This window comes from Micromonospora violae, assembly GCF_004217135.1.
Taxonomy (GTDB): domain Bacteria; phylum Actinomycetota; class Actinomycetes; order Mycobacteriales; family Micromonosporaceae; genus Micromonospora; species Micromonospora violae.
The window spans coordinates 2,317,393-2,341,688 of sequence record NZ_SHKK01000001.1 but is presented as its reverse complement, the minus strand read 5'-3'; the positions used below and the strand labels follow the sequence as shown (position 1 = coordinate 2,341,688).

The following is a 24,296-nucleotide window of genomic DNA, read 5'->3' as shown; positions in this document are numbered from 1 at the left end:
GCGTCTCCCCGTCCGCCACGCCGGACCGTCGAGTGTCACCGACGCCGAGCGCACCCCCGGCGCGGTCGGGCAACCAGCTCGTCGGGGTGGCGAGCAACCGCTGCCTGGACGTCAGCACGCCCGATTCACCCGACCCGGTCCGGCTTCGGATCTGGGACTGCCGGGACGACCGCGCGTCGCACCAGCTCTGGGCGGTGCGGGCGGACGGGAGTGTGCGGTTGGGTGGGCGCTGCCTCGACGTGCTCGGCGCGTCCAGCGACGCCGGGGCGGCGATCCAGCTCACCACCTGCAACACGACCCCGGCGCAGCGGTTCACCCTGAACGAGGCCCGGCAACTCGTCAACGCGCACAGCGGGATGTGTCTGGGTACGGTCGGCCAGAGCACCGTGAACGGTGCGCTGATCGAGCAGCGCAGCTGTAGCGCCGGCACGAGCCAGCTGCAGTGGACCCGCAGATAGCGTCCGGACACCGTAGGGCCGTCCTCCCGGTGCGGCGGAGGACGGCCCTACGGTGGCGGTGTCAGACGACCGAGGCGGGGAACCGTTCCCACACCCGGTGCGCGGCCAGCAACTGCCGCACCGCCGTCAGCGCCTCGGTGCCCGAGCCCGCCGCCACGACGCCCGGGGTGCCGGCGACGCCGGCCTGCTCCAGCACGGTGACGCCCGCGCCCCAGGCGCCGATCGCCTTGGCGTGCCGCCAGCACTCCTCGACGAGCAGCAGCACGCGCGGGTCCACGGTGGTCGGGTCCGGCCGGCCCGCCTTGGCGTCGCGGGCGGGCAGGGCGTCCGGCGCGGGCGCCGGCGCCGCGGCCAGCAGGACCGCGTCGAATTCGACCGACCGGCCGGTGGCGAAGGTGCGCTGCACCGGCAGGCCGCCCACCACGCCGCCGTGCGGGGCGATCAGCAGCGGCACCATGCCGGCGCCGAACACGGCCCGGCGGACCTCGTCGACGCCGTCCAGGTCGCCGTCGGGGTCGACGACGATCCCGATGACGCGGCCGTCGCTCGGCCACTCCCGACCGACCTGCGACAGCGCCGGGCTGGGCGCGACGTCGGCGAGGGGAACCGTCGGCTGCGGCGCGGGCAGGCCCAGGCCGGTGGCGACCTGCTCGCACAGCACCGGGTCGATGTTGGCGAGGCTCCGCAGCTGACGCTCCTTGATCGCCTGGTGGTAGCACTTGCCCAGCTCGAAGGTGTACGCCCGGATGAGGTGCTCCTTCTCGACCGGCGACATGCTCAGCCAGAACAGGCGGACCTGGCTGTAGTGGTCGTCGAACGAGGCCGGGTTCGCGCGTACCTTCGGTGCCTGCGCGACCGTGACCGGCACGTCGACGACGGCGTGCTCGGCATCCCCGGCGGGGAACGGATTTCCGCCGTCGAGCGAGTTCGGTCGGTACGGCGCGACGCCCGCGTGCACGGCGTGCTGGTGGAAGCCGTCACGCAGCATGTCGTTCACGGCGGCGTGCGGGCGGTTGATGGGGATCTGCGGGAAGTTGGGCCCGCCCAGCCGGGTGAGCTGCGTGTCGAGGTACGAGAAGAGCCGGCCCTGCAACAGCGGGTCGTTCGTGACGTCGATGCCGGGCGGCAGGTGACCGAGGTGGAAGGCGACCTGTTCGGTCTCGGCGAAGAAGTTCGTCGGCGTCCGGTTGAGCACCAGCCGGCCGATCGGCTGCACCTCGGCCAGCTCCTCCGGCACGATCTTCGTCGGGTCCAGCAGGTCGATCCCGGCGAACGTCTCCTCGGGAGTGTCCGGGAAGACCTGGATGCCCAGCTCCCACTCCGGGTACGCGCCGGCCTCGATGGCGTCGTAGAGGTCGCGGCGATGGAAGTCCGGGTCCACGCCGCCGAGCAGCTGAGCCTCCTCCCAGGTCAGCGAGTGCACACCCAGCTTCGGCTTCCAGTGGAACTTGGCCAGCACCGTCTCCCCGGCCTCGTTGACGAGGCGGAAGGTGTGCACGCCGAAGCCCTCCATCGTCCGGTACGACCGCGGAATCCCACGGTCGGACATGTTCCAGATGGTGTGGTGCTGTGCCTCGGTGTGCAGGGACACGAAGTCCCAGAAGGTGTCGTGCGCGCTCTGCGCCTGCGGGATCTCCCGGTCCGGGTGCGGTTTGCCGGCGTGGATGATGTCCGGGAACTTGATCGCGTCCTGGATGAAGAAGACCGGCATGTTGTTGCCGACCAGGTCGAAGGTGCCCTCGTCGGTGTAGAACTTCGTGGCGAAGCCCCGGGTGTCGCGGACCGTGTCGGCCGAACCTCGCGAACCGAGCACGGTGGAGAACCGGACGAAGACCTCGGTCTCGCGCCCCTTCTTGAGGAAGCCGGCCCGGGTGACCGCCTCGGCGGTGCCGTACGCCGTGAACACACCGTGCGCGCCGGCACCCCGGGCGTGCACCACCCGCTCCGGGATGCGTTCGTGGTCGAAGTGTGTGATCTTCTCGCGTAGGTGGTGGTCCTGGAGCAGCACCGGGCCGCGCGGGCCCGCCTTGAGCGAGTGGTCGGTGTCGCGCAACCGCGCCCCGTTCGCGGTCGTGAGGTAGGCCCCCTGCTGACCGTTCGCGATCGTCGGTGCGCCGGTCTCCGCCCCGGTGGGCGTACGCGTCTGCGGCGCCCCCTGTTCCGGCTTCGGTGGCAGCGGGTCATGCGGCGTTGTCGGTTCCTCGACGGTCGGTGGCGCGCTTCCCGGCGCACCGGGGACGTCCGGGCTGAGGGCGTCGGCGATCTTTCCTGATGCGGTCTTCACGGCGTTCTTGACCGCCTCGGCGGGCTTGCTGGAATCCACTGATGAACCTCTCCATGGCGCGTGTACGGGCCGGCGCCTGCCCTGCTACCCCTGGTCAGAGGCGCGAAACACACCTGGTCCCGGCATCCTGCGTCGGGACTGGTGATTTCACCGATGCCGGGACGGGCCGGGCGGCCAAAACTGACACACGTCGATATCCCTCGACTCTAGGGAGTGCCCGACGTGTCCTCACCAACCACCACCCGTCCCCGTTCCATCGCGGCCCGAGCCACCCGGCTCGCGCTGGCCGCCGTCCTGGCCGCCGGCGGCGCCCTGGCCGGATCGTCCAGCGCCGCCCAGGCCGCCGGCCCGTACGAGCGGGGCCCCGCCCCGACCACCGCGATCCTGGAGGCGAGCCGCGGCCCGTTCGCCACGGCCTCGCAGAGCGTGTCCTCGCTGAGCGTCATCGGTTTCGGCGGTGGCGTCATCTACTACCCGACCAGCACCAGCGAGGGCACCTTCGGTGCCATCGCCATCTCGCCGGGCTTCACCGCCAGCTGGTCGAGCATCAGCTGGCTCGGGCCGCGCATCGCCTCGCACGGCTTCGTGGTGATCGGCATCGAAACCAACACCCGCCTGGATCAGCCGGACAGCCGGGGTCGGCAGTTGCTGGCCGCGCTGGACTACCTCACCGAGCGCAGCTCGGTGCGGAGCCGGATCGACAGCAGTCGACTCGCGGTGGCCGGCCACTCCATGGGTGGCGGGGGGAGCCTGGAGGCGGCCTCGTCGCGACCGTCGTTGCAGGCCGCGGTGCCGCTCGCGCCCTGGAACACGGACAAGAGCTGGTCCGAGCTGCGGGTGCCGACCCTGATCATCGGTGGCGAGAGCGACAGCGTCGCGCCGGTCGCGACGCACTCGGTGCCCTTCTACAACAGCATCCCGGCGTCCGCCGAGAAGGCGTACCTGGAGCTGAACGGGGCGAGCCACTTCTTCCCGCAGACCACGAACACGCCGACCGCGCGGCAGATGGTGGCCTGGTTGAAGCGGTTCGTCGACGACGACACCCGCTACGAGCAGTTCCTGTGCCCGGGCCCGAGCGGTTCGCAGATCCAGGAGTACCGCAACACCTGTCCCAGCGCCTGACGGCGGTCACCGGGGCGGTCGCCGTTGGCGACCGCCCCGTCCACCTGCGGAGCGGGGCATTGAAGGTCTTGACGCCAAACCCGAGAAACGTACACTGCGAGTGTAAATAAACACCCGCCACGACAGAGGGATGGGTGATGGAGCGCGGCCTCGAACTGCACCACATCGGCGTCCGTTTCGGCGGCCTCACCGCCCTCGACGATGTCTCCCTGCGGGTGCCACCCCACCAGGTGGTGGGCGTCATCGGGCCCAACGGCGCCGGCAAGACCACGCTGTTCAACGTGGTCTGCGGCTTCGTCGCGCCGCAGACGGGTTCACTCACCCTCGACGGCCGGCCGCTGCGACCGCGCCCGCACCGGCTGACCCGGCTCGGCATCGCCCGGACGTTGCAGGGCACCGGGCTCTTCGCCGGGCTCAGCGTCCTGGAGAACGTGATGACCGGCGCCTCGCACACCGCCCGGGCCGGCTTCGTCCCGGCGCTGCTCGGGCTGCCGGCCAGCGACCGCGACGAGCGCCGGCTGCGCGCGGACGCCCTGGCCATCCTCGACGACCTGGGCATCGCCGAGCACGCCGAGGCCGCGCCGACCACCCTGCCCTTCGCCGTACGCCAGCGGGTAGCCCTGGCCCGCGCGCTCGCCGCCCGGCCCCGGTTGCTGCTGCTCGACGAACCGGCCGGTGGCCTCGGCGCCGACGACATCGCCGAGCTGGGGGAGCTGATCCGCCAACTGCCCCGGCGGGACACCGACCCCTGTGCCGTGCTCCTGGTCGAGCACCACATGGACCTGGTGATGGCCGTCTGCGACGAGATCGTGGTGCTCGACTTCGGCCGGGTCATCGCCGCCGGCACCCCGGACGAGATCCGTGACGATCCCGCGGTCACCGACGCGTACCTCGGTGCCACCGTCGAGGAAGAGGTTTCCCCATGACCACGACCGACCTGCTCGTGGTGCGCGGGCTGGTCGCCGGTTACGGTGCCGCGCCGGTGCTGCGGGCCATCGACCTCACCGTCCCGACCGGCACGATCGCCGCCGTCGTCGGCGCCAACGGCGCCGGCAAGACCACCCTGCTGCGTACGCTCTCCGGCATGATCCGCCCGGCCGCCGGCCAGGTCCTGCTGGCCGGGGAGGATCTTCGCGGTACGCCGGTGGAGCAGCTCGTGCGACGCGGCATGGCGCACGTCCCGGAGGGTCGGGGCGTGATCAGCGAGCTGACCGTCGACGAGAACCTGCGACTGGGCGGCCTGTGGCGGCGCGACCGGGCCGACGCCGGCCGGGCTCTCGACGAGGTCTATCAGCTCTTCGAGCCGCTGGCCCGACGCCGTCGGCACCTCGGCCACCAGCTCTCCGGCGGTGAACGGCAGATGCTCGCGCTGGGCCGGGCCCTGGTCGGCCGACCCCGTCTGCTGCTGTTGGACGAGCCGTCGCTCGGCCTGGCGCCACGGGTGGTCGCCCGGACCATGGCCCTGCTCCGCCAACTGCGTGACCGCACCGGCCTGACCGTCCTGCTGGTCGAGCAGAACGTGCGCAGCGCGCTCGCCGTCGCCGACCAGGGCGTCGTGATGTCCCTCGGTCGGGTGGTGATCGCCGCCCCGGCGGCGACGCTGCGCGACGACGTCGACCTGCGCCACGCGTACCTCGGTTTCTGACCACCACCTCGTCCCCCGGAGGGAGGACTGTTGGACCGCTTCGTCTTCCTGACCGTCGACGGCCTGTCCCGAGGCGCGGTGTACGCCGCCTTCGCGTTGGCCCTGGTGCTCATCTGGCGGGCGGCGCGGGTCGTCAACTTCGCCCAGGGGGCGATGGCCGTGGCCGCCGCGTACGTCGCCTACACCGTCAGCACCGCGACCGGCTCCTACTGGCTGGGCTTCGTGGTCGCGATCGTCGCCGGCCTGCTGCTCGGTGCCGTGGTGGACCGCGTGGTGATGCGACACGTCGAGCACGCCTCACCGCTCAACCCGGTGATCGTCGCGCTCGGGTTGGTGCTGCTGATCCAGGCCGTGCTGGGCATGGTGTACGGCAGTGAGTTCCGCCCCGCCGAGGCCCCTTTCAGCCGGTCCGCCCTCACCGTGGGTGGGGTCGCCGTGCTGTCCCCGTACGACCTGTTCGTCTTCGCCACGATCGGGGTGGTGGTCAGCGGCCTGGCGTGGATGTTCGCGCGTACTCCGGTGGGGTTGCGGATGCGCGCGGCGGCCTTCGCTCCGGAGGTGTCCCGGCTGCTCGGGGTCAACGTCGGTGGCATGTTGACCCTCGGTTGGGCGCTCGCCTCCGGGGTGGGCGCGCTGGCCGCCATGCTGGTCCTGCCGACCGAGCTGGGTCTGCACCCGCACGCGATGGACCTGGTGTTCGTCTCGGCGTTCACCGCGGCGGTGGTCGGTGGGCTGGACAGTCCACCGGGGGCGGTGGTCGGCGGCCTGGTGGTGGGGTTGCTGCTCTCCTACGTGAGCGGCTACGCCGGCAGTGACCTCACCCCGCTCGCGGTGCTGGTCCTGCTGCTGGCGGTGCTGCTGGTCCGGCCCGGTGGGCTGTTCGCCCCGGTCGCGGCGAGGCGGGTGTGAGCGCCACGACGGCGGCGGTGCCGCCGAAGCAGCGGCCGGACGACGCCGCCGACCGGCCCGTCGACCGGCGACGCGGCTCGACACTGCTGCGCCATCTGGCGATCGTGCTCGTCGCCGGGGTGGTGCTGGTCGGGGTCAGCTACGCCGTCGAACCGTTCCGCAACTTCCAGCTCGCCACGGTGGCGGCCTACCTCTGCGCGACGGCCGGGCTGACCGTCCTCACCGGTCTCAACGGTCAACTGTCGCTCGGGCACGGGGCGTTGATGGCGACCGGGGCGTACACAGTGGCGCTGTGCCAGAACGCGTTCGCCGACCGCGGCATGACGGGCGGCTGGCTGTTGCCGCTCTCGCTGGTCGCGGCGATCGTCAGCACCGTAGCGGTCGGCGCGGTGGTCGGTGTGGCAGCGGCCCGGCTGCGTGGCCCCTACCTGGCCGGGGTGACGCTCGCGGTGGCCGTCGTCGTGCCGGCGCTGGCCGTCACCTTCGACGGCGTGTTCAACGGCGAGCAGGGGCTGTCGGTGCCGGTCGAGCCGCCACCGTTGGCGCTCGGGCCGTATTTCCCCTACGAGCGGTGGCAGCTCTGGGTCACCGGCGCGGCCACCCTGCTCGCCATGCTGCTGTTGGCGAACCTGATCCGCAGTCGATACGGGCGTACCTTCCGGGCGGTCCGTGACGACGAGGTGGCGGCCCGCCTGGCGGGCATCCACGTGGCCCGCACCCAGGTCCTCGCGTTTGTGGTCAGCGCCGCCACCGCCGGGCTCGGCGGTGCGCTGCTGGCGGTGCTCGCACAGAGCGTGTCCCCCGGGGCGTTCTCGCTGACCCTGTCGCTGTTCCTGCTGATGGCGGTGGTGATCGGTGGCCTGGGTCGACTGACCGGTGCGCTGTGGGGGGCGGTCCTGCTGGTCGCCCTGCCCGATCTCACCCACTCGGTCACCGAGATGCTCACGCTCTCACCCGCGGTGGCGCAGCGGCTGGAGGGCAACCTTCCGTTGGCGATCTTCGGACTCACCCTGATCGTCGTCATGATCGCCGCCCCCGGCGGTGTGCAGGGTCTGCTGTCGCGTCTCGGCCGGGCGTTGCTGGCCAGGCGGCCGACCAGGCGTTCCTGAGCTGTCCTCGGTCCGGCCTCGGCCGGGCGCCCCACCACCACACCGTTCCCCGATAACCGGACCGAGAAAGGTCGGTGTCTCCCATGCACCGTAAAGCGCATCGCGGCCTCGCGATCGCCAGCACCATCGCTCTGCTCATCACCGCGGCCGGCTGTAGCGGCGGCGACGGCCCCGGCTCCGGCGGGGCGTCGGTGCCGGGCGTCACCGACACCGAGATCACCGTCGGTACCCACATGCCGCTGACCGGGCCGGCCTCGGCCGGCTATTCCAAGATCGCTCCGGCGACGAAGGCGTACTTCGACTACGTCAACGCCAACGGCGGGGTGCACGGCCGCAAGATCACCTACAAGATCATGGACGACGGCTACAATCCGGCGAACACGCAGCAGGTGGTCCGTCAGCTCGTCCTGCAGGACAAGGTGTTCGCCATCCTCAACGGCCTCGGCACGCCGACGCACACCGGCGTGCTCGACTTCCTCAAGAGCAACCGCGTTCCAGACCTCTTCGTCGCCTCCGGCAGCCGCAGCTGGGATCAGCCGGACAAGTATCCCGGCACGTTCGGCTTCAACCCGGACTACACGGTCGAGGGCAAGATTCTCGCTACCTACGCGAAGACGAACCTGGCCGGGCAGAAGGTCTGCTTCCTGGGCCAGGACGACGACTTCGGCCGGGACAGTCTGGCCGGCGTGGAGAAGGTGCTCGGTGCCGGCGCGGTGGCGGTCAAGCAGACGTACGTCACCAGCAACACCAACGTCGCGCCGCAGATCGGCGCGTTCAAGGCGGCCGAATGCAAGGTCGTCGTGCTCGCTACCGTGCCCGGCTTCACCGCGCTGTCGATCGGCACCGCCTCGCGGCTGGGCTACAAGGCGCAGTGGCTGGTCTCCAACGTCGGCGCCGACTACCCGACCCTGGCCAAGCAGCTCGGCGCCGCCGCTCCGATGCTGGAGGGCATGGTCGGCACCAACTACCTGCCGATGCAGAACGACACGGCCAACCCGTGGATCCAGCTCTTCACGAAGGTCAACAAGGAGCACAACGGGGACGCCCCGTTCGACGGCAACACCGTCTACGGCATGTCGGTCGGCTACCTCTTCGTGCAGGCGTTGCTCGCCGCCGGCAAGGACCTCACCCGGGAGAAGATCATCGACGCCGTGCAGAAGGGCGGTTTCCAGGGCCCCGGGCTGGTGCCGCTGCGCTTCTCCGACAAGGACCACTCCGGGTACGGCGGCCAGCGGTTGAGCCGGGTGACCGGGGGAGTGCAGAGCTACTTCGGACCGGCGTACGAGACGGATGAGGCGGACGGGCCGGTCAACGAGTACACCGCCGCGCCGGCCGCGCCGCCGGCGAACGGGGTGCCGACCGTCTCCTGAGGCTCCGTACCTCCGGCCGTTCGACCGGGCGTGGTCCCACCACCACGCTCGGTCGGACGGCTGCGCCTGTGCTGCCCACGCGGCCCTGCCGGCGGATTGTTCGCGGCGTTGACCGATACCGATCCCCGCTCCTACTATCTGCACTGTGAATGCATATTGGGGTCGGCTCGTGGGTCGGGCCGCCATCGTCACCGGTGCCCGCCGGAGCATCACCGGGCTGGTCACGCTGGGCCCGGCCGCAGCCCGCAGGATCCCGGCCGCGAACGTGGTCGCTCCCGGTCGGGCCCGATGACGCCGTCGGTGGAGCGTCCGGGGCCGCTGATCACCTTCTGTCTAGACTCGGCGGTGCGTCGGGGGATGCCATGGCGGTGAGAGGGCGGGGGCGGATGGACGGGGTCGATGTGGCCGGCCGGGTCGACGGGCGTACGGCCCGCGCGGAGCGGACGCGCGCGGCCATCGTCGAGGCGCACCTCGCGCTGATCTCCGAGGGGGACCTGCGGCCGACCGGGGAACGCATCGCCGAGCGGGCCGGCATCTCGCTGCGCACCCTCTGGACCAACTTCAAGGACATGGAGACGCTCTTCGAGGCCAGCGGCGCGGAGGTGCTCCGCCAGCAGGACGCCGCCTACCGGCCGATCTCACCCGGGCTGCCGTTGGCGAAGCGGGTCGACGCGTACTGCCGGCAGCGGGCTCGGCTGCTCCAGCTCATCGCACCGTCGGCGAAGGCCGCCCAGATGCGTGAGCCGGTCTCCGAGCAGCTGCACCGCAACCGGCTCAAGCACATCGAACGGGTCCGCGACGAGGTCGAGGAGCTCTTCGCCGTCGAGCTGGCCGACGCTGGGCAGGGGCGGGAGCAGCTGCTCAACGCCCTGGTGGTGGCCAGCACGTGGCAGGCCTGGTCGATGCTGCGCTACGGGCTCGGTCTGGGCGTGGACCAGTCCCGCGCGGTGATGGCCCGGACCGTGGGCGCGCTGCTGGCCGAGGTCGCGCCCGACTGATTCCGGCCCGGCCCGATATCGCCCCCTCTTTCCATTCGGTTTCCGATGGGTAACACTGGCAGGCATGGTTACTGCATCAAGAGTGCAACTAACCGTGCTGCGTGGCCGGGACGACGAGTGCCGGGCTGTCCGGAGCCTGCTCGACGCAATGACCAACGCCGGCGGTGCCCTGCTGCTGCGCGGAGAGCCCGGATCGGGCCGGACCGCGCTGGTCGGCCACGCCCATCGGTACGCCGAGGGGCGCACCGTGCTCGCCGGCAGCGGGCTCGCGGAGGAGGCCGACCTGCCGTACGCCGGCCTGCAACGACTGGTCGACCCCGTGCTGGATCGGGCCGCCGACCTGCCCACCGAACAGCGCCAGCTGCTGCGGCGCGCGCTGGCCGGCGAGAGTTGCCCGGCTGAGCGGCAACTGACCCTGTCGATGGCGGTGCTCGGGCTGCTCGTCGCCGCCGCCCGGGAGCGGCCGTTGCTCGCCACCATGGACGACGTCGACCGAGGTGACCCGCAGACCGCGCAGGTGCTGGCGTTCGTGGCCCGCCGCCTGCGGCACCTGCCGCTCGCCGTCCTGCTCACCGCGGACGTCACCGCCAACCTCGACGGGATACCGGCACACCGACTGCGCGCGTTGACCGAGCACGACAGCACCGCCGTCCTCACCGACCGGCTTCGCTTGCTGATCGAGCGCGAGGGCACCGACCGACTCCCCGAGCGGCCCGCCGCGTCGGCCCTGACCGCCCTGGCCACGATCGGTGGTGGCAACCCACAGGCCCTGGTGGACCTCGCCGAGGTGCTCACCGCCGGCCAGTGGCGGGGAGAGGAGCCGTTGCCCGCCGCGCCACCGGCCGACGGCGCGCTGGGTCGCGCCTACCGCGCCCGGTTGGACCGGCTGCCGCCGGAGACCCGACGGGTGCTGCTGCTCGCCGCGCTCGACGAGGACGGTGAGCCGGGCACCCTGATCCGGGCCGCGGCGGCCGCCGGCGCCGAGGTGGAGGCGCTCGCCCCGGCGGAGGTCGCCGGTCTGGTCCGTGTCGAGCAACGAGGTGTCACCTTTCCGCAGCCGCTGGTGCGTACGATGATCGCCGCCAGCGCGCCGCTCGCGGAGCGCCGCGCGGCGCACCGACTACTCGCCGAGGTGCTGGTCGCGCAGGGGCAGCGGCTGCGCCGGGCGATGCACCGCGCGGCCGCGACCGCGGGTGCCGATCCGGCCCTCGCCGCCGAGCTGGAAGCGGCTGCGGTGGGCGGATCCGACGGCTGGGCCACCGCGTCGGCGGCCCTGCGGTGGGCCGCCGAATTGAGCGATCATCCGAAGCTGGCCGCCGCCCGTCTGCTGACCGCCGCCCGGTACGCCTGGGTCGGCGGGCAACCCGACGCGGCCCGGCTGCTGCTCGACCGCCTCCGCGCGGTCTGCGACGACCCGGTCGTGCGCGCACGCGCCGACCTGCTCCGGGGTGAGCTGGAGCTGCGCTGCGGCACCGCGTCGAGCGCGTCGGTCACACTGCTGGCCTCCGCCACGGCGCTGGACGGTGCCGACCGCGCCCTGGCGTTGACCGGGCTGGTGCGGGCCGGGGAAGCGGTCTGCTTCGCCGGCGACCAGTACCGGTACGCCGAGGTCGGCCGCCGGGCGCTGGCGTTGCGGCACCCGAACGACCCGCCGGCCCTGGAGGTCATGGGCTGTCTGATCACCGGGGTGGCGGCGACGCTGCGGGGCGACCACGAGCGGGCCGGACCGGCGCTGCGCCGCGCCGTGGTGCTGGGCGGTCGGCTGACCGGATCGGCCTTGACCCCCACCGCGCTCAGCTGTGCCGCGGCCGCCGGACTGCTGGTCGCCGTGGACGGCGCGGCGCACCGGCTCGCCGAGCGCGCCGTCGAGCTGGCCCGGGAACGAGGCGAGCTCTCCATGCTGTCGCGGGCGTTGGAGCTGCGGGCGGTCGCCGAGTACTGGCTGGGTCGACACGAGGCGGCGGCGGAGACCTCCCGTGCCGGGCTGCGCGTCGCCCGGGCCACCGGCCAGGTCAACTGCGCCCATGTTCATCTGGGCATGCTCGCCGTCCTCGCCGCGATCCGAGCGGATCGGGACACCAGCCGGCGACGGATCCGCGAGATCGGCGAGTCGCCGACGCCGGGCAGCCGCCCGCACGCGCTCGCCGCGTGGGCGCTGGCGGTGCTCGACCTGGTCGATGGCCGGCACGCCGAGGCTGCGGACCGGTTGGCGTCGCTGGCCCGGCTCGGCACCGGTCGAGGTCAGGTTCTGGTTCAGGTGATGGCCACCCCGTACCTGGTGGAGGCGGCGGCGCACCTGGCGCACCGGCCGGCGGCGACGGCCGCGCTCGCCGCGTTCGACAGGTGGGCCAGCAGCACCGCGAGCCCGCTGCGTCGGGCCCTGTCCGCGCGGTGCCACGCGCTGCTCGCGCCCCGGGGCGGCACCGAGGCGGAACGGGATTTCCAGGCGGCGCTGCGCCTGCACCCGACGGAGGCCGGTACGTTCGAGCGGGCCCGCACCGAACTGCTCTTCGGCCAGGAGTTGCGCCGCAGCCGACGCCCCCGCGACGCGCGAACCCATCTGCACCAGGCCCGCGAGATGTTCAACCTGCTCGGGGTGGAGTGCTGGGCCGAGCAGGCCACCACGGAGCTGCGGGCGGCGGGGGAGTCGATCGGTCCCCCGGACCTGCCCGCGGCGCGGTTGCTGACCGGCCAGCAACTGCGGATCGCCGAGCTGGTCGCCGAGGGTGCCACCAACCGGGAGATCGCCGCCCGGATGTTCCTCTCCACCCGTACGGTCGACCATCACCTGCGCAACGTGTTCCACCGGCTGGGCATCCGCTCGCGGACCGAGCTGGCTCGCGCGTTCACCGCCGAACGGCACGTCGGTCTGGCCTCCGACCGGTGACCGTCCGGTCTGGACGCCTTTAACTATCACCGCTAGTTTAGCCGTCATGGACCTCACCCTCACCGCCGAGCAGGCGGCGGTCCGCCAGTTGGCCGCCGAGTTCGCCAACCGCGAGCTGCTGCCGCACGCGGCCACCTGGGACCGCCGCGAGTCGGTCGACCCCGCCATCGTCGGCATGCTCGGTGACCTGGGCTTCCTGGGGCTGACCATCGCCGAGGCCGACGGCGGTTCCGGCGGCGACCACCTCGCGTACTGCCTGGTCCTGGAAGAGCTCGGCCGGGGCGACTCCGCCGTGCGCGGCATCGTCTCGGTCTCCCTCGGCCTGGTCGCGAAGTCGATCGCCGCCCACGGGAGCGCGGACCAGCGCGCCGAGTGGCTGCCGAAGCTCTGCGCCGGCAGCGCCCTCGGCTGTTTCGCGTTGACCGAGCCGGACAGCGGCTCGGACGCGGCCGCCCTGCGCACCCGTGCCGTCCGCGACGGCACCGACTGGCTGCTCACCGGCACGAAGACGTTCATCACCAACGGCACCACCGCCGACGTCGCGCTGGTCTTCGCCCGCACCGGCGGCCCCGGGCACCGGGGAATCAGCGCGTTCCTGGTGCCCACCGACAGCCCGGGGCTGACCCGACGGGAGATCCACGGCAAGCTCGGCCTGCGCGGCCAGGCCACCGGCGAGCTGGGCTTCGACGCGGTACGCGTACCCGACACGGCCCGCCTCGGCGCCGAGGGCGCCGGGTTCCGGCTGGCCCTGGCCACCCTCGCCAAGGGCCGGATGTCGGTGGCCGCCGGGTGCGTCGGCATCGCCCAGGGCTGCCTCGACGCGGCGGTCGGCTACGCGGGGGAGCGGACCCAGTTCGGCAAGCCGATCGCCGGGCATCAGCTCGTCCAACAGCTGCTCGCCGCCATCGCGGTGGACACCGCCGCCGCCCGGCTGCTGGTGTGGCAGGTGGCCGACCTGATCGACCGGGACCAGCCGTTCGCCACCGAGGCGTCGATGGCCAAGCTCTTCGCCAGCGAGGCCGCCGTCCGCGCGGCCAACAACGCGGTCCAGGTGTTCGGTGGGTACGGCTACATCGACGAGTACCCGGTCGGCAAGTACCTGCGCGACGCCCGGGTCGCCACCCTCTACGAGGGCACCAGCCAGATCCAGCAACTCCTCATCGGACGCGCGCTCACCGGCGTCAACGCCTTCTAGCAGCAGGGAGACCGGCATGAGAGTGTTCACCTCGTTCGAGGAGTTGGCCGCCGCGACCGGTGAGAGCTTCGGGCCCGGCCCGTGGCAGCGCATCGAGCAGAGCCGCGTCGACCTCTTCGCCGACGCCACCGACGACCACCAGTGGATCCACCTCGACCCGGTCCGGGCCGCGGCGGGGCCGTTCGGCGCGACGATCGCGCACGGATACCTCACCCTGTCGCTGCTACCCGCGTTGGCGGGCGGGCTCTACCGGGTCGAGGGGGTGGCGATGGGGGTCAACTACGGGCTGAACCGGGTGCGGTTCCCCGCGCCGCTGCGGGTCGGCGCCGCCGTACGCGCGACCGCCACCATCGTCGACGTGTCGCCGGTGAGCGGCGGTGTGCAACTGGTCGTGACGGTCACCGTGGAGAGCGACAGCGGCGGCAAGCCGGTCTGCGTGGCCGAGACCGTGAGCCGGCTCTACCGCGCCGTGCAGCAGTGACCGCCCGCGACGTCATCTCAGTGGGCGGAAGTGGTGCCGGACCGCGTAGCGGTAGACCTCCGCACCGAGTTTCGCCCCCTCGACGTCAGCAGTGCGGAAGTGGACGCCGCCCCAGACGCGCGCGGCGATGAGCTCGTCGAGCGCTTGCGAAAAGCTGGTGAACTGCCTGGTCGTGCCCGAGTCGACGCTGGATCCGCTGAACGCGATGTCGTCCCGGCCGAAGAAGTACCGGTACAGCGACATCCGCGCACCGGTGCCGCAGGCGTGGCCGGAGGGGTACTCGGGGAAGGGGGGCGTGACGAGCAATGACTGCCAGCCCGGGTCGGCGGCCGTCCTCGGGTTACCGTCCGTGTCGGCCTGGTGGATCGCCGTGACCGGACGCCAGTAGCTCCAGAAGTCCTTCTGGTTGAAGCACGCCACTCCTGAGTCGGCCACGATGAGGTCGGTCATCGCGAAGAAACGCGCGGTCTGCAGGGTGTCCAGCCGTTGGGTGGTGGCGAGCTGGCGCTTGATTTCCCAGGAGCCGGAACGCCGGTCGTGCCACCAGAGCGCGGCCTCCGTCTGGTCCCGGGTGCGCACGGTGCTCGTCGCCGACCCGACCGCCTTCACCTCGTTGAGGTCGCGGGCGTACGCGCTGCTGGTCAATCGGGGCGGCTCGGGTGTGCGGAACGTCGACACACCGGGGATGAGGAACGGCCGCATGTGTCCGGTCCATGCGCCCTGGGACAGGAACAGCGGCGGTGTGGGTTGCCACTGGCCGGGTCTCGTCCCGATCCTCCACTGCTGGTCCCCGTACGCGCCGTCGTCCTGCCGTGCGGTGACCATTGCGGCCGCGGCTCGTGCCCCGACCCTGATGCCGCCCTGCTTCGACCGACCGTCGCGAATCATGGACAGAGCCGCGTCGTACTGTGCCTGAAGGCGCTCCCGCTGACCGGGGAAGAGGGCGGCGAGTACGTCGTGGGCGGCGGCGGCGACGGCAGCGTCCACCGACTCGGTCCCGTTCGACGGCGGTGCGACGAGGTACGGCTGGTACGGGGTACCGGCGATCGCGTTCAGTGCGTCATAGACGGCTCCGTTCACCATCGCGAAGCTGCGCACCTGCTCGTTTGGTTGCTGGGCCGCGACGTCCCAGATCGCCGTCTGGGCGTTGAGGTCCCAGGTGATCACCGGATTGGCGCCGGTGCCGGGAATCGCGGCTGCGGCGGAGGGTGCCGGCCCGGTCATCGTGGACGCGCCCAACGAGCCGAGTGCGATGGTTGCGGAAATGATGCGTGACCAGATCGTTCGACGTCTCTGGGTGCGGCTCGTCATGATCTCCCCCGTCGTAGGTTTCGATGCTGCCCCGTCGAAGGCACGGGGGCGCATTGAGCGGAACCGATGAAGCCCGAAGGTAGCATCGCAGAGCTTCGATGGTTGGCCGTCTGGTCGCTGCCCGACGGCGATCACATGACGGACGCGCGAACCGTTTGGAGCACCGAATCGAGCCAGCACAGCTGACGCCGGACGTGGACGGCCTCACCGCCCTCATGGCCGTTGAACGGGTAGACGTGCATCTGCCGTTCGGGCGGGACGGGCCGCCCGTTCGCGGCGCCGTAGTGGTTGTAGGCGGCGAAGGCGGTTCGCGGTGGGCAGACGGTGTCGCGCTGGCCAACCCCGAATTGCGCCGGCGCGGTCGCTCGGCGGGCGAAGCTCACCGCGTCGACATAGGACAGCGTGCGCCACACCGCCTCCTCGGCCTCCCGGTGCACGGCCAGGTACCGGGCGATCTCGCCGTACGGCGCGAGGTCGGTGAGCGCGACGGCCCGGCGCATGTCGCAGAGGAACGGGGCGGTGGTCAGCACCGCGCTGAGATCGTCGACGAGACCGGCGACAGCCAGGGCGAGGCCGCCGCCCTGGCTGTTGCCGACCACGCTGACCCGGTCGCCCTCGACCCCCGGCAGCGCGCGGACCGCCTCGACCGCGCGGACGGCGTCGGTGATGAGGCGACGGTAGTGGTAGGTCCGCGGATCGAGAATCCCCCAGGTGGCCGGTGAGGGCCCGCCGGGCGCGCCGTGTGGATCGGGGGTGTCCCCGGCGCCGTGCTGCCCCGCCTGACCCCGGTTGTCCATCAGCAGGTGCGCGTACCCGGCCACCGGCCAGGTCAGCCGTTCGTGGGGCAGACCTCGGCCGCGACCGTAGCCGGCGTACTCGACCAGTGCCGGCAGCGGCTCTCGGACACCGGCCGGACGGGTGTACCAGGCGCGTACGGGGTCACCGCCGAAGCCGGCGAACGTGACGTCCCAGGAGTCGAGCAGCCGCAGGTCGGTGGGCTCCGGACGGACGTCGACGAGCACCGGCACGGCCGCCGCCTCGGTGAGGGTGGCCCGCCAGAACTCGTCGAAGTCGTCTGGCTCGGCGACCGAGGGTGCGTACCGCTGGAGGTCGTCGAAGGTGAAGGCGGAGTGGGGCACGGGTCCTCGCAGGGGCCGGATCAGTGTGCGGTGGCGGGCGGCGCGGTGCTCTCCCGGACGACCAGCTCGGTCACCAGGTCGATCCGGCTGGTCGCCGGCTCGTTCCCCCTGGTCAGGTCGAGCAACATCTGCGTGGCGATGCCGGCCATGTCGCGTAGCGGCTGGTTGATCGTGGTGAGGGCCGGGTCGGTCCAGGCGGAGACCGGCAGGTTGTCGTACCCGATCACCGACAGGTCCTCGGGCACTCGCAGGCCGCACTGACGGGCGGCCCGGAGCACCCCCATCGCCTGGATGTCCGACCCGGCGAAGATCGCGGTGGGTCGATCCGGCCGCTGGAGCAGTTGCAGCCCGTGGGCATGTCCGGCCCCGGCGGAGAAGCTGCCGTAGCGGATCAACTCACGGTCGACAGTCATCCCGGCTTCGTCGTGGGCCGACTGGAAGCCGGCCGCGCGGGCGCGGCTGCACAGCACATCGGGTGGCCCGGAGATGATGGCGATCCGCCGGTGCCCCAGGTCCAGGAGGTGTCGAGCGGCGAGCAGGCCGCCGTTCCAGTTGTTCGACCCGACGGTGGGCACGGAGGCCGACGTCGCGCTGTCGGTGTCGACGACGACGAACGGTATGCCCTGGCGCCGCAGGTGCTGCTGTTGCGCCTCGGCCAGGTGGGAGAGGACGAACACCACGCCCAGTGGGCGGTCGGCGAGCAACGCCTCCAGCCATCGAGCTGGCGGGCGGTGCGCGCCGTCGAGCTGGGCGATCGACAACCCGATGCCGGCCGCGGAGGTCACCGCCTCGACGCCCCGCAGGATCTCCATCGCCCAGCCCGTGTCGAACTCGTGGAACACGAGGTCCACCCGGCCGCCGCTGGTCGCGTGTCGCCGGGCACGGCGCTGGTACTGGTGGCGGTCGAGGCTCGCCTCCACCCGGGCTCTGGTGCCCGGTGCGACATCGCCGCGTCCGTTGAGGACCTTGGACACGGTCGCGACCGAGACGCCGACGTCGTTGGCGATGGTCGCGATGGTGGTGGAGGCGGGTGGGTCGAGCGGGCGGTGCTCTGTCATCGCAGCCTCATACAACATCGAAAGTTTCGGGCGACCTTAACATGATGAAACATTCACGCCAGTCGGTGCCGAGGTCGGACGGCCCATTCGTCAGTCCGAATGCGGTCCCTCGGCGACCGAGTGCGGATAGCGGAGTCACCGTGTGCAGGGAACACCCCCTGGTAGTCCGATTGAGACTCTTGACAGGCATCGATGGGGACCTTAGGTTGCCGAAAAGGTTACGCGGGTTTCCGGAAAGTTTCGGATCGTGAGAAACGTCCGGCACGGAGCTGGTTCCGCGAGGGCACAGGATGTGGCCGGAGCTAAGGGGTCATGGCATGGGAAGTCAGTCGCTCGGGGACAGCGGCGTCGCGCCGTGGCGTGATCAACGGCTGTCGCCGACCGAGCGGGCCGAGGCGCTCCTGCCACAGATGTCCCTGGAAGAGAAGATCGCCCAGCTCGTCGGGGTCTGGGTCGGCGCCGAGGCCAGCGGCGAGGGCGTCGCACCGCACCAATCGGACATGATCAGCGAGTTGCCGCCCTGGAGCACGGTCATCCAGCACGGGTTGGGTCAGCTCACCCGCCCGTTCGGCACCGCCCCGGTCGACCCGGTGCTCGGTGCCCGGTCGCTGGCGGCCTCGCAGGCGCAGATCGTGGCCGCCAGTCGGTTCGGCATCCCGGCTCAGGTGCACGAGGAGTGCCTCACCGGGTTCGCGGCGTGGCGGGCCACCGTCTACCCGACCCCGCTCAGCTGGGGTGCGTCCTTCGACCCCGACCTGGTGGAGGCGATGGCCGACCGGATCGGGCGGTCGATGCGCGCCGCCGGTGTGCACCAGGGCCTCGCCCCGGTCCTGGATGTCACCCGTGACTACCGCTGGGGCCGTACCGAAGAGACGATCGGCGAGGACCCCTACCTGGTCGGGACGACCGGCGCCGCGTACGTGCGGGGCCTGGAACGGGCCGGCGTGGTGGCCACACTGAAGCACTTCGCCGGCTACTCCGCCTCCCGTGGCGGACGTAACCTCGCGCCGGCGCCGATGGGCCGCCGCGAACTCGCCGATGTCATCCTTCCGCCGTTCGAGATGGCGCTGCGTCTCGGCGGCGCCCGCTCGGTGATGAACTCCTACGCCGAGATCGACGGCCTGCCCGTCGCGGCCGACCGTGGACTGCTGACCGGGCTGTTGCGCGACGAGTGGGGCTTCACCGGCACCGTGGTGGCCGACTACTTCGCCGTACGGTTCCTGCAGACCCTGCACGGAGTCGCCGGGGACGCCGCCGAAGCGGCGCGGCTCGCCCTGCGGGCCGGGATCGACGTCGAACTGCCCACGGTGGACGCCTTCGGCGAACCGCTGGTGCAGGCGGCGCGCCGAGGCGGGGTCGACGAGGCGCTGATCGACTGCGCCCTGCGCCGGGTGCTGATCCAGAAGATCGAGCTCGGCCTGCTCGACGAGGGTTGGCAGGAACTGCCCGACGACGTGGCGTCCCTGCGCTTCGACGACGAGGCCAGCCAGGACATCGCCGTGCGCCTGGCCCGCGAGTCCGTCGTGCTGCTGCGCAACACCGGCCTCCTCCCGCTGCCCACGGGCAGCCGGGTCGCCCTGCTCGGGCCGGTCGCCGACGACCCGATGGCCATGCTCGGCTGTTACACGTTCCCCAACCACGTGGGCATCCACCACGTCGACGTCGGGTTCGGCGTGGACATCCCCACCCTGCGCGACGAGTTGGCCCGACGCGTTCCGCTGCTCACCCACGAGCCGGGGTGCGCCATCACCGGCGAGGACACCTCGGGCATCCCGGCCGCGGTCGCCGCGGCTGCCGCCGCCGACGTCTGCGTGCTGGCCGTCGGCGACCGCGCGGGAATGTTCGGCCGAGGCACCTCCGGTGAGGGCTGCGACGCCGTCGACCTGCGACTACCCGGCGTGCAGGCCGACCTCGTCCGCGCTGTCCTCGCCACCGGCACCCCGGTCGTGCTGGTGCTGATGACCGGCCGCCCCTACGCGCTCGGCCCGGAGTTCGACGGCGTGGCGGCCGTGGTGCAGGCGTTCTTCCTCGGCCAGCGCGGTGGGCAGGCCCTCGCCGAGGTGCTCACCGGCGCGGTGAACCCCTCCGGGCGGTTGCCGGTCAGCGTGCCCCGCGACGCCGGCGGACTGCCCAGCACCTACCTCGCACCACCGCTCGGCCACCGCAACAAGGTCTCCTCGATCGACCCGACCCCGGCGTACCCGTTCGGCCACGGGCTGAGCTACACCACCTTCGAGTGGTCCGACGCGGCGGTGGTCGAGCCGGCCACCGACACGCGCGACGAACCGGCGAGCTGGCCGGTCGACGGCGAGGTGCGGGTGCGGGTCACCGTCACCAACACCGGTGCGCGGGCCGGCACCGACGTCGTGCAGCTCTACCTGCACGACCCGGTCGCGCAGACCACCCGCCCGGTGGTCCGGCTGATCGGCTACACCCGACTGCCGTTGGCACCCGGCGAGGCGGCGCACGTGACGTTCGCCGTCCCGGCCGACGTCGCCTCGTTCACCGGGCTGGCCGGCCGGCGGATCGTCGAGCCGGGCGACGTCGAGCTGCGGATCGCCCGATCGAGCGGCGACGTGGCGGCGGCGCTGCCGCTGCGACTGGTCGGCGCCGAACGCCAGGTCGGCTACGAGCGCGAACTGCTCACCTCGGTGCGAGTGGAGCCCCTCGTGGCCGTACCGCAGTCGGCATAGGAGGCCGAGGATGACATCCACCCTGCGGCCACCCCCGCCAGCACCGCCGCGTTCGCCGCAGGCGGCGCACAGCCCCGCCCCGCGCTCGCCACGACACCATCGCAGTTGGCGCCAAGCCCTGCGCCGGGACTGGCAGCTCTACTCCCTCGCCATCCTGCCGCTGCTGTTCTTCCTGGTCTTCCGGTACCTGCCGATGGTCGGCAACATCATCGCCTTCCGCCGGTTCAAGCCGGGCGGCAGCATCTTCGGTGAGTACTGGGTCGGGCTGCGCTACTTCCGGATGTTCCTCACCGACCCGACGTTCTGGGAGGTCTTCACCAACACCCTGGTGCTCGGGACGCTGACCCTGCTGTTCTGTTTCCCGCTGCCGATCGTGCTGGCGTTGCTGCTCAACGAGGTCCGGGCCCGCCGCTTCAAGCGGTTCGTCCAGTCCGTGTCCTACCTGCCGCACTTCCTGTCGATCGTGATCGTGGCGGCGATGGTCATGCAGTTGACCTCGATCGAGGGCACGGCCAACCAACTCGTCAGCCTGTTCGGCGGCGACCCGGTGGCATTCCTGCAACAACCGGAGTGGTTCCGCACCATCTACGTCTCGTCCGAGGTCTGGCAGACCGTCGGCTGGGGCACCATCCTCTACCTCGCCGCGCTCACCACCATCGACGAGGACCTGTACGAGGCGGCCCGGATCGACGGCGCCGGCCGGCTGCGGCAGACCTGGCACGTCACCCTGCCCGGCATCCGACCCACGATGGTGACGTTGCTGATCCTCAACATCGGCAGCTTCCTGGCCGTCGGGTTCGAGAAGATCCTGCTGCTCTACAACCCGTTGACGTACCCGACCGCCGACGTGGTCTCCACCTACCTGTTCCGGATGGGCTTCCAGTCGAGCAACTTCAGCTACGCGGCCGCCATCGGCCTCTTCGAGGCGGTGATCGGGCTGATCCTCGTCCTGTCGGCGAACGTCATCTCCCGTCGCACGGTGGGGACGAGCCTGTGGTGACCCTCGGTACGAAGATCGACGCCCCGAAGACCCGTGGGCCGGACGACAGCCGGGGTTACCGGATCTTCCGGATCGTCAACACGGTCGTCCTGCTCGGCGTCGTGGTGGTGACGCTGTACCCGTTCCTCACCATCGTGGCCCGCTCGCTGAGCAACGAGGCGTACATCATCGCCGGGAAGGTCACCATCGTCCCGCGCGGGTTCAACCTGACCGCGTACAAGCTGGTGATGTCCGACGCGATGTTCTGGACGAACTACCGCAACACCGTGGTGTACACGGTGGTCGCCACGCTCATCTCGATCGTGCTGACCACCTGTTACGCGTACGTGTTGTCGAAACCGCAGCTCAAGGGGAGACCCTTTCTCATCGGTGTCGCGCTGTTCACCATGTTCTTCTCCGGTGGCCTGATCCCCAACTACGTGCTGGTCACCAGCCTGGGGATGAAGAACACCATCTGGGCCGTGGTGATCCCCAACGCCATCAGCGTGTTCAACCTGCTGGTCATGAAGGCGTTCTTCGAGAGCCTGCCGAACGAGTTGGAAGAGGCCGCGGCGGTCGACGGGCTGAACACGTACGGCATCCTGCTGCGGATCGTGCTGCCCCTGTCGAAGGCGATCATCGCCACGATGGTGCTCTTCTACGCGGTCGCCTTCTGGAACTCGTGGTTCACCGCGTTCCTCTACATCGACAAGCAGGACCTGCTGCCGGTCACCGTGTACCTGCGCAACCTCATCGCGGGCGCCACCAGCGCCGAGTCGTCCGGTGCCGCCGACGCCGACAAGGTCCAGGCGGCGGCCACCCTCCAGGCCGTGACGATCGTGCTCACCACCCTGCCCATCCTGGCGGTCTACCCCTTCGTCCAGCGGTACTTCGTCCGCGGCGTGATGCTCGGCGCCGTCAAGGGCTGAGCCACCGCACCTCCCACCCCACCACCGAAAGGACCAGCCATGCTCCACCAGACGTGGCGCCGCGTGGCATTGGCCACCGCGGGTCTGCTCGCGCTCAGCCTGACCACCGCCTGCTCCGAGGACCCCGCCGAGTCGACGGACCTCTCCGAGAACCGGGTCGGCGCGATGGCGGACTACGGTGTCGGCGACCAGTTCAAGGCCACCGAGGCACTGTCGTTCCCCACCCTCTACAACAACCACACGTTCTACCCGCTCAAGGAAGACTGGCTGTTCTGGTCGGAGCTCACCAAGCGGACGAACGTGAAGATCGAGCCGGTCGCGGTGCCGCTGAGCGACTACGAGCAGAAGCGCAGCCTGCTGATCGGCGCCGGGGACGCCCCACTGATCATCCCGAAGACGTACCACCCGCAGGAGGACGCCTTCGTGTCCTCCGGGGCGATCCTGCCGGTAAGCGACTACCTGGATCTGATGCCCAACCTCAAGGACAAGATTGCCAAGTGGAACCTCCAGCCGGAGATCGACACCCTGCGGCAGGCCGACGGCAAGTTCTACCTGCTGCCCGGCGTGCACGAGAAGCCCACCCAGGAATACACGGTGCTGGTGCGTACCGACATCCTGGAGGAGCTGAACCTGTCGGTGCCGACGACCTGGGACGATCTGTACACGGTGCTCAAGGCCATGAAGGCGAAGTACCCGAGCGTCTACCCGTACTCCGACCTGTTCAGTAAGCCCAACCCGACCGGCGCCCTGCTCAGCATCCTCGGCGCGTCCTACGGCACGCGGGCCGGCTGGGACTACCAGCACGCCACGTGGGATCCGACGGCGAAGAAGTTCACCTACACCGGCGCGTCCGAGCAGTACAAGCAGATGCTCACGTACCTGCACAAGCTCGTCGCCGAGGGTCTGCTCGACCCGGAGAGCTTCACCCAGACCGACGACCAGGCGCGCCAGAAGCTCGCCAACGGCAAGTCCTTCGTGGTCACCGGCAACGCCCAGACGCTTGTCAACAACCACCGGCCCGACCTGGCCAAGACGCTGCCGAAGGCGAAAATGGCGAAGATTCCACTGCCGGTCGGCCCGGCCGGTGAGATCAACACCTTCTTCCGCCTGGAGAACGGCATCATGATCTCCTCGAAGGCGCGGGAGAGCAAGAACTTCGTGGCCATGATGCAGTTCATCGACTGGCTCTGGTATTCCGACGCCGGCCAGGAGTTCGCCCGCTGGGGCGTCGAGGGCACCACCTTCACCAAGGACACCTCCGGCAAGCGCACGCTCGACCCCGCCGTCGACTTCCTCGGCCTCAACCCGACGGCGCCCAAACACCTGCAGAAGGACTTCGGTTTCCAGAACGGCGTCTTCGCCTACGGTGGTGGCCCCGACCTGGTCCGTGGTTTCTTCTCGCCGGAGGAGCTGGAGTTCCAGAAGGTGATGGACGCCCGCAAGCCAAGGGAGGTGAACCCGCCCGCTCCGCTGACCGACGAGGAGCGCGAGCAGGTGTCGCTCTGGGAGACCCCGCTGAAGGACTTCGTCACCCAGAACACGCTGAAGTTCGCCCTGGGCCAGCGCCCGCTCAGTGAGTGGGACGCGTACGTGGCCGAGCTCAAGGCCAAGAACTCCGACCAGTACATCGACCTGGTCAACAAGGCGTACGAGCGGTTCCAGAAGAACAACGGCTGACCAGCGGGGTCCGGTCGGGCGGTCTGCCGCCGCCCGACCGGGCCCCGGGCGA

20 protein-coding genes are annotated in these 24,296 nt (G+C 71.0%); 16 read left to right on the top strand and 4 right to left on the bottom strand.

What is annotated here, in order from left to right; all coding sequences use genetic code 11:
- The first annotated feature begins 32 nt into the window (after positions 1-32).
- Entirely contained in the window at positions 33-458 is a 426-nt protein-coding gene (locus EV382_RS33355) for an RICIN domain-containing protein (RefSeq protein WP_425271982.1), read from the top strand.
- 61 nt (positions 459-519) lie between these two features.
- Here the strand turns inward: EV382_RS33355 and EV382_RS10665 are convergent, their stop codons facing one another.
- A complete protein-coding gene (locus EV382_RS10665; protein WP_130401404.1) occupies positions 520-2,781 on the bottom strand; it encodes a catalase in 2,262 nt (753 codons plus the stop codon).
- A gap of 183 nt (positions 2,782-2,964) precedes the next feature.
- On the opposite strand from EV382_RS10665, the gene EV382_RS10660 reads away from it, so the two are divergent.
- From EV382_RS10660 to EV382_RS10615, 11 genes are all read left to right on the top strand, one after another.
- Entirely contained in the window at positions 2,965-3,864 is a 900-nt protein-coding gene (locus EV382_RS10660; protein ID WP_130401403.1) for an alpha/beta hydrolase family protein, read from the top strand.
- Positions 3,865-4,001: 137 nt separating this feature from the next.
- On the top strand, positions 4,002-4,790 hold the full coding sequence (locus tag EV382_RS10655; protein WP_130401402.1) for an ABC transporter ATP-binding protein: 789 nt from the start codon (positions 4,002-4,004) through the stop codon (positions 4,788-4,790).
- On the top strand, positions 4,787-5,509 hold the full coding sequence (locus EV382_RS10650; protein WP_130401401.1) for an ABC transporter ATP-binding protein: 723 nt from the start codon (positions 4,787-4,789) through the stop codon (positions 5,507-5,509). The genes EV382_RS10655 and EV382_RS10650 overlap by 4 nt, the downstream gene beginning before the upstream one ends.
- A gap of 30 nt (positions 5,510-5,539) precedes the next feature.
- Entirely contained in the window at positions 5,540-6,418 is an 879-nt protein-coding gene (locus EV382_RS10645; RefSeq protein ID WP_130401400.1) for a branched-chain amino acid ABC transporter permease, read from the top strand.
- The gene (locus EV382_RS10640) at positions 6,415-7,527 is read left to right on the top strand and encodes a branched-chain amino acid ABC transporter permease (RefSeq protein WP_130401399.1); all 1,113 of its coding nucleotides are present in this window, start codon (positions 6,415-6,417) and stop codon (positions 7,525-7,527) included. The genes EV382_RS10645 and EV382_RS10640 overlap by 4 nt, the downstream gene beginning before the upstream one ends.
- An 83-nt stretch (positions 7,528-7,610) precedes the next feature.
- Positions 7,611-8,897, top strand: a complete 1,287-nt coding sequence (locus EV382_RS10635; RefSeq protein ID WP_130401398.1) for an ABC transporter substrate-binding protein — start codon at positions 7,611-7,613, stop codon at positions 8,895-8,897.
- Between the two features lie 145 nt (positions 8,898-9,042).
- The gene (locus tag EV382_RS32685; RefSeq protein ID WP_165435757.1) at positions 9,043-9,189 is read left to right on the top strand and encodes a hypothetical protein; all 147 of its coding nucleotides are present in this window, start codon (positions 9,043-9,045) and stop codon (positions 9,187-9,189) included.
- A gap of 94 nt (positions 9,190-9,283) precedes the next feature.
- On the top strand, positions 9,284-9,895 hold the full coding sequence (locus EV382_RS10630) for a TetR/AcrR family transcriptional regulator (RefSeq protein ID WP_130401397.1): 612 nt from the start codon (positions 9,284-9,286) through the stop codon (positions 9,893-9,895).
- A gap of 64 nt (positions 9,896-9,959) precedes the next feature.
- Positions 9,960-12,782 carry an AAA family ATPase gene (locus EV382_RS10625; protein ID WP_130401396.1) on the top strand — a complete coding sequence of 941 codons (2,823 nt, stop codon included), beginning with the start codon at positions 9,960-9,962 and terminating at the stop codon, positions 12,780-12,782.
- A gap of 46 nt (positions 12,783-12,828) precedes the next feature.
- Entirely contained in the window at positions 12,829-13,977 is a 1,149-nt protein-coding gene (locus EV382_RS10620) for an acyl-CoA dehydrogenase family protein (RefSeq protein WP_130401395.1), read from the top strand.
- Between the two features lie 16 nt (positions 13,978-13,993).
- A complete protein-coding gene (locus EV382_RS10615; RefSeq protein WP_130401394.1) occupies positions 13,994-14,458 on the top strand; it encodes a MaoC family dehydratase in 465 nt (154 codons plus the stop codon).
- Positions 14,459-14,470: 12 nt separating this feature from the next.
- On the opposite strand, the gene EV382_RS10610 is transcribed toward EV382_RS10615, so the two are convergent.
- From EV382_RS10610 to EV382_RS10600, 3 genes are all read right to left on the bottom strand, one after another.
- Entirely contained in the window at positions 14,471-15,769 is a 1,299-nt protein-coding gene (locus EV382_RS10610) for a vanadium-dependent haloperoxidase (protein ID WP_208758364.1), read from the bottom strand.
- A 131-nt stretch (positions 15,770-15,900) separates the two neighbouring features.
- A complete protein-coding gene (locus EV382_RS10605) occupies positions 15,901-16,908 on the bottom strand; it encodes an acetylxylan esterase (protein WP_130401393.1) in 1,008 nt (335 codons plus the stop codon).
- Between the two features lie 20 nt (positions 16,909-16,928).
- Entirely contained in the window at positions 16,929-17,966 is a 1,038-nt protein-coding gene (locus EV382_RS10600) for a LacI family DNA-binding transcriptional regulator (protein WP_130401392.1), read from the bottom strand.
- Positions 17,967-18,283: 317 nt separating this feature from the next.
- Here EV382_RS10600 and EV382_RS10595 point away from each other — a divergent pair, with 317 nt between their 5' ends.
- Genes EV382_RS10595 through EV382_RS10580 form a run of 4 tightly spaced genes read left to right on the top strand, consistent with a single transcriptional unit; the run spans position 18,284 to position 24,244 of the window.
- Positions 18,284-20,659, top strand: a complete 2,376-nt coding sequence (locus EV382_RS10595; RefSeq protein ID WP_130401391.1) for a beta-xylosidase/alpha-l-arabinosidase — start codon at positions 18,284-18,286, stop codon at positions 20,657-20,659.
- Positions 20,660-20,669: 10 nt separating this feature from the next.
- On the top strand, positions 20,670-21,659 hold the full coding sequence (locus EV382_RS10590; RefSeq protein WP_130401390.1) for an ABC transporter permease: 990 nt from the start codon (positions 20,670-20,672) through the stop codon (positions 21,657-21,659).
- Positions 21,656-22,567: a carbohydrate ABC transporter permease gene (locus EV382_RS10585; protein WP_244236622.1), complete on the top strand. Its 912-nt coding sequence runs from the start codon at positions 21,656-21,658 to the stop codon at positions 22,565-22,567. Before EV382_RS10590 ends, EV382_RS10585 begins: the two co-directional genes overlap by 4 nt.
- 39 nt (positions 22,568-22,606) lie before the next feature.
- Complete coding sequence (locus EV382_RS10580; protein WP_130401388.1) at positions 22,607-24,244, top strand: ABC transporter substrate-binding protein; 1,638 nt, start codon at positions 22,607-22,609, stop codon at positions 24,242-24,244.
- The last annotated feature ends 52 nt before the right edge of the window (positions 24,245-24,296 follow it).

Bases quoted from the DNA above. Each gene is read 5' to 3' on its own strand.
- EV382_RS10610 (WP_208758364.1), bottom strand. From the start codon at position 15,769: ATGACGAGCCGCACCCAGAGACGTCGAACGATCTGGTCACGCATCATT.
- EV382_RS10630 (WP_130401397.1), top strand. From the start codon at position 9,284: ATGGACGGGGTCGATGTGGCCGGCCGGGTCGACGGGCGTACGGCCCGC.
- EV382_RS10620 (WP_130401395.1), top strand. From the start codon at position 12,829: ATGGACCTCACCCTCACCGCCGAGCAGGCGGCGGTCCGCCAGTTGGCC.
- EV382_RS10625 (WP_130401396.1), top strand. From the start codon at position 9,960: ATGGTTACTGCATCAAGAGTGCAACTAACCGTGCTGCGTGGCCGGGAC.
- EV382_RS10600 (WP_130401392.1), bottom strand. From the start codon at position 17,966: ATGACAGAGCACCGCCCGCTCGACCCACCCGCCTCCACCACCATCGCG.
- EV382_RS10615 (WP_130401394.1), top strand. From the start codon at position 13,994: ATGAGAGTGTTCACCTCGTTCGAGGAGTTGGCCGCCGCGACCGGTGAG.
- EV382_RS10650 (WP_130401401.1), top strand. From the start codon at position 4,787: ATGACCACGACCGACCTGCTCGTGGTGCGCGGGCTGGTCGCCGGTTAC.
- EV382_RS10590 (WP_130401390.1), top strand. From the start codon at position 20,670: ATGACATCCACCCTGCGGCCACCCCCGCCAGCACCGCCGCGTTCGCCG.
- EV382_RS10580 (WP_130401388.1), top strand. From the start codon at position 22,607: ATGCTCCACCAGACGTGGCGCCGCGTGGCATTGGCCACCGCGGGTCTG.
- EV382_RS10595 (WP_130401391.1), top strand. From the start codon at position 18,284: ATGGGAAGTCAGTCGCTCGGGGACAGCGGCGTCGCGCCGTGGCGTGAT.
- EV382_RS10635 (WP_130401398.1), top strand. From the start codon at position 7,611: ATGCACCGTAAAGCGCATCGCGGCCTCGCGATCGCCAGCACCATCGCT.
- EV382_RS10655 (WP_130401402.1), top strand. From the start codon at position 4,002: ATGGAGCGCGGCCTCGAACTGCACCACATCGGCGTCCGTTTCGGCGGC.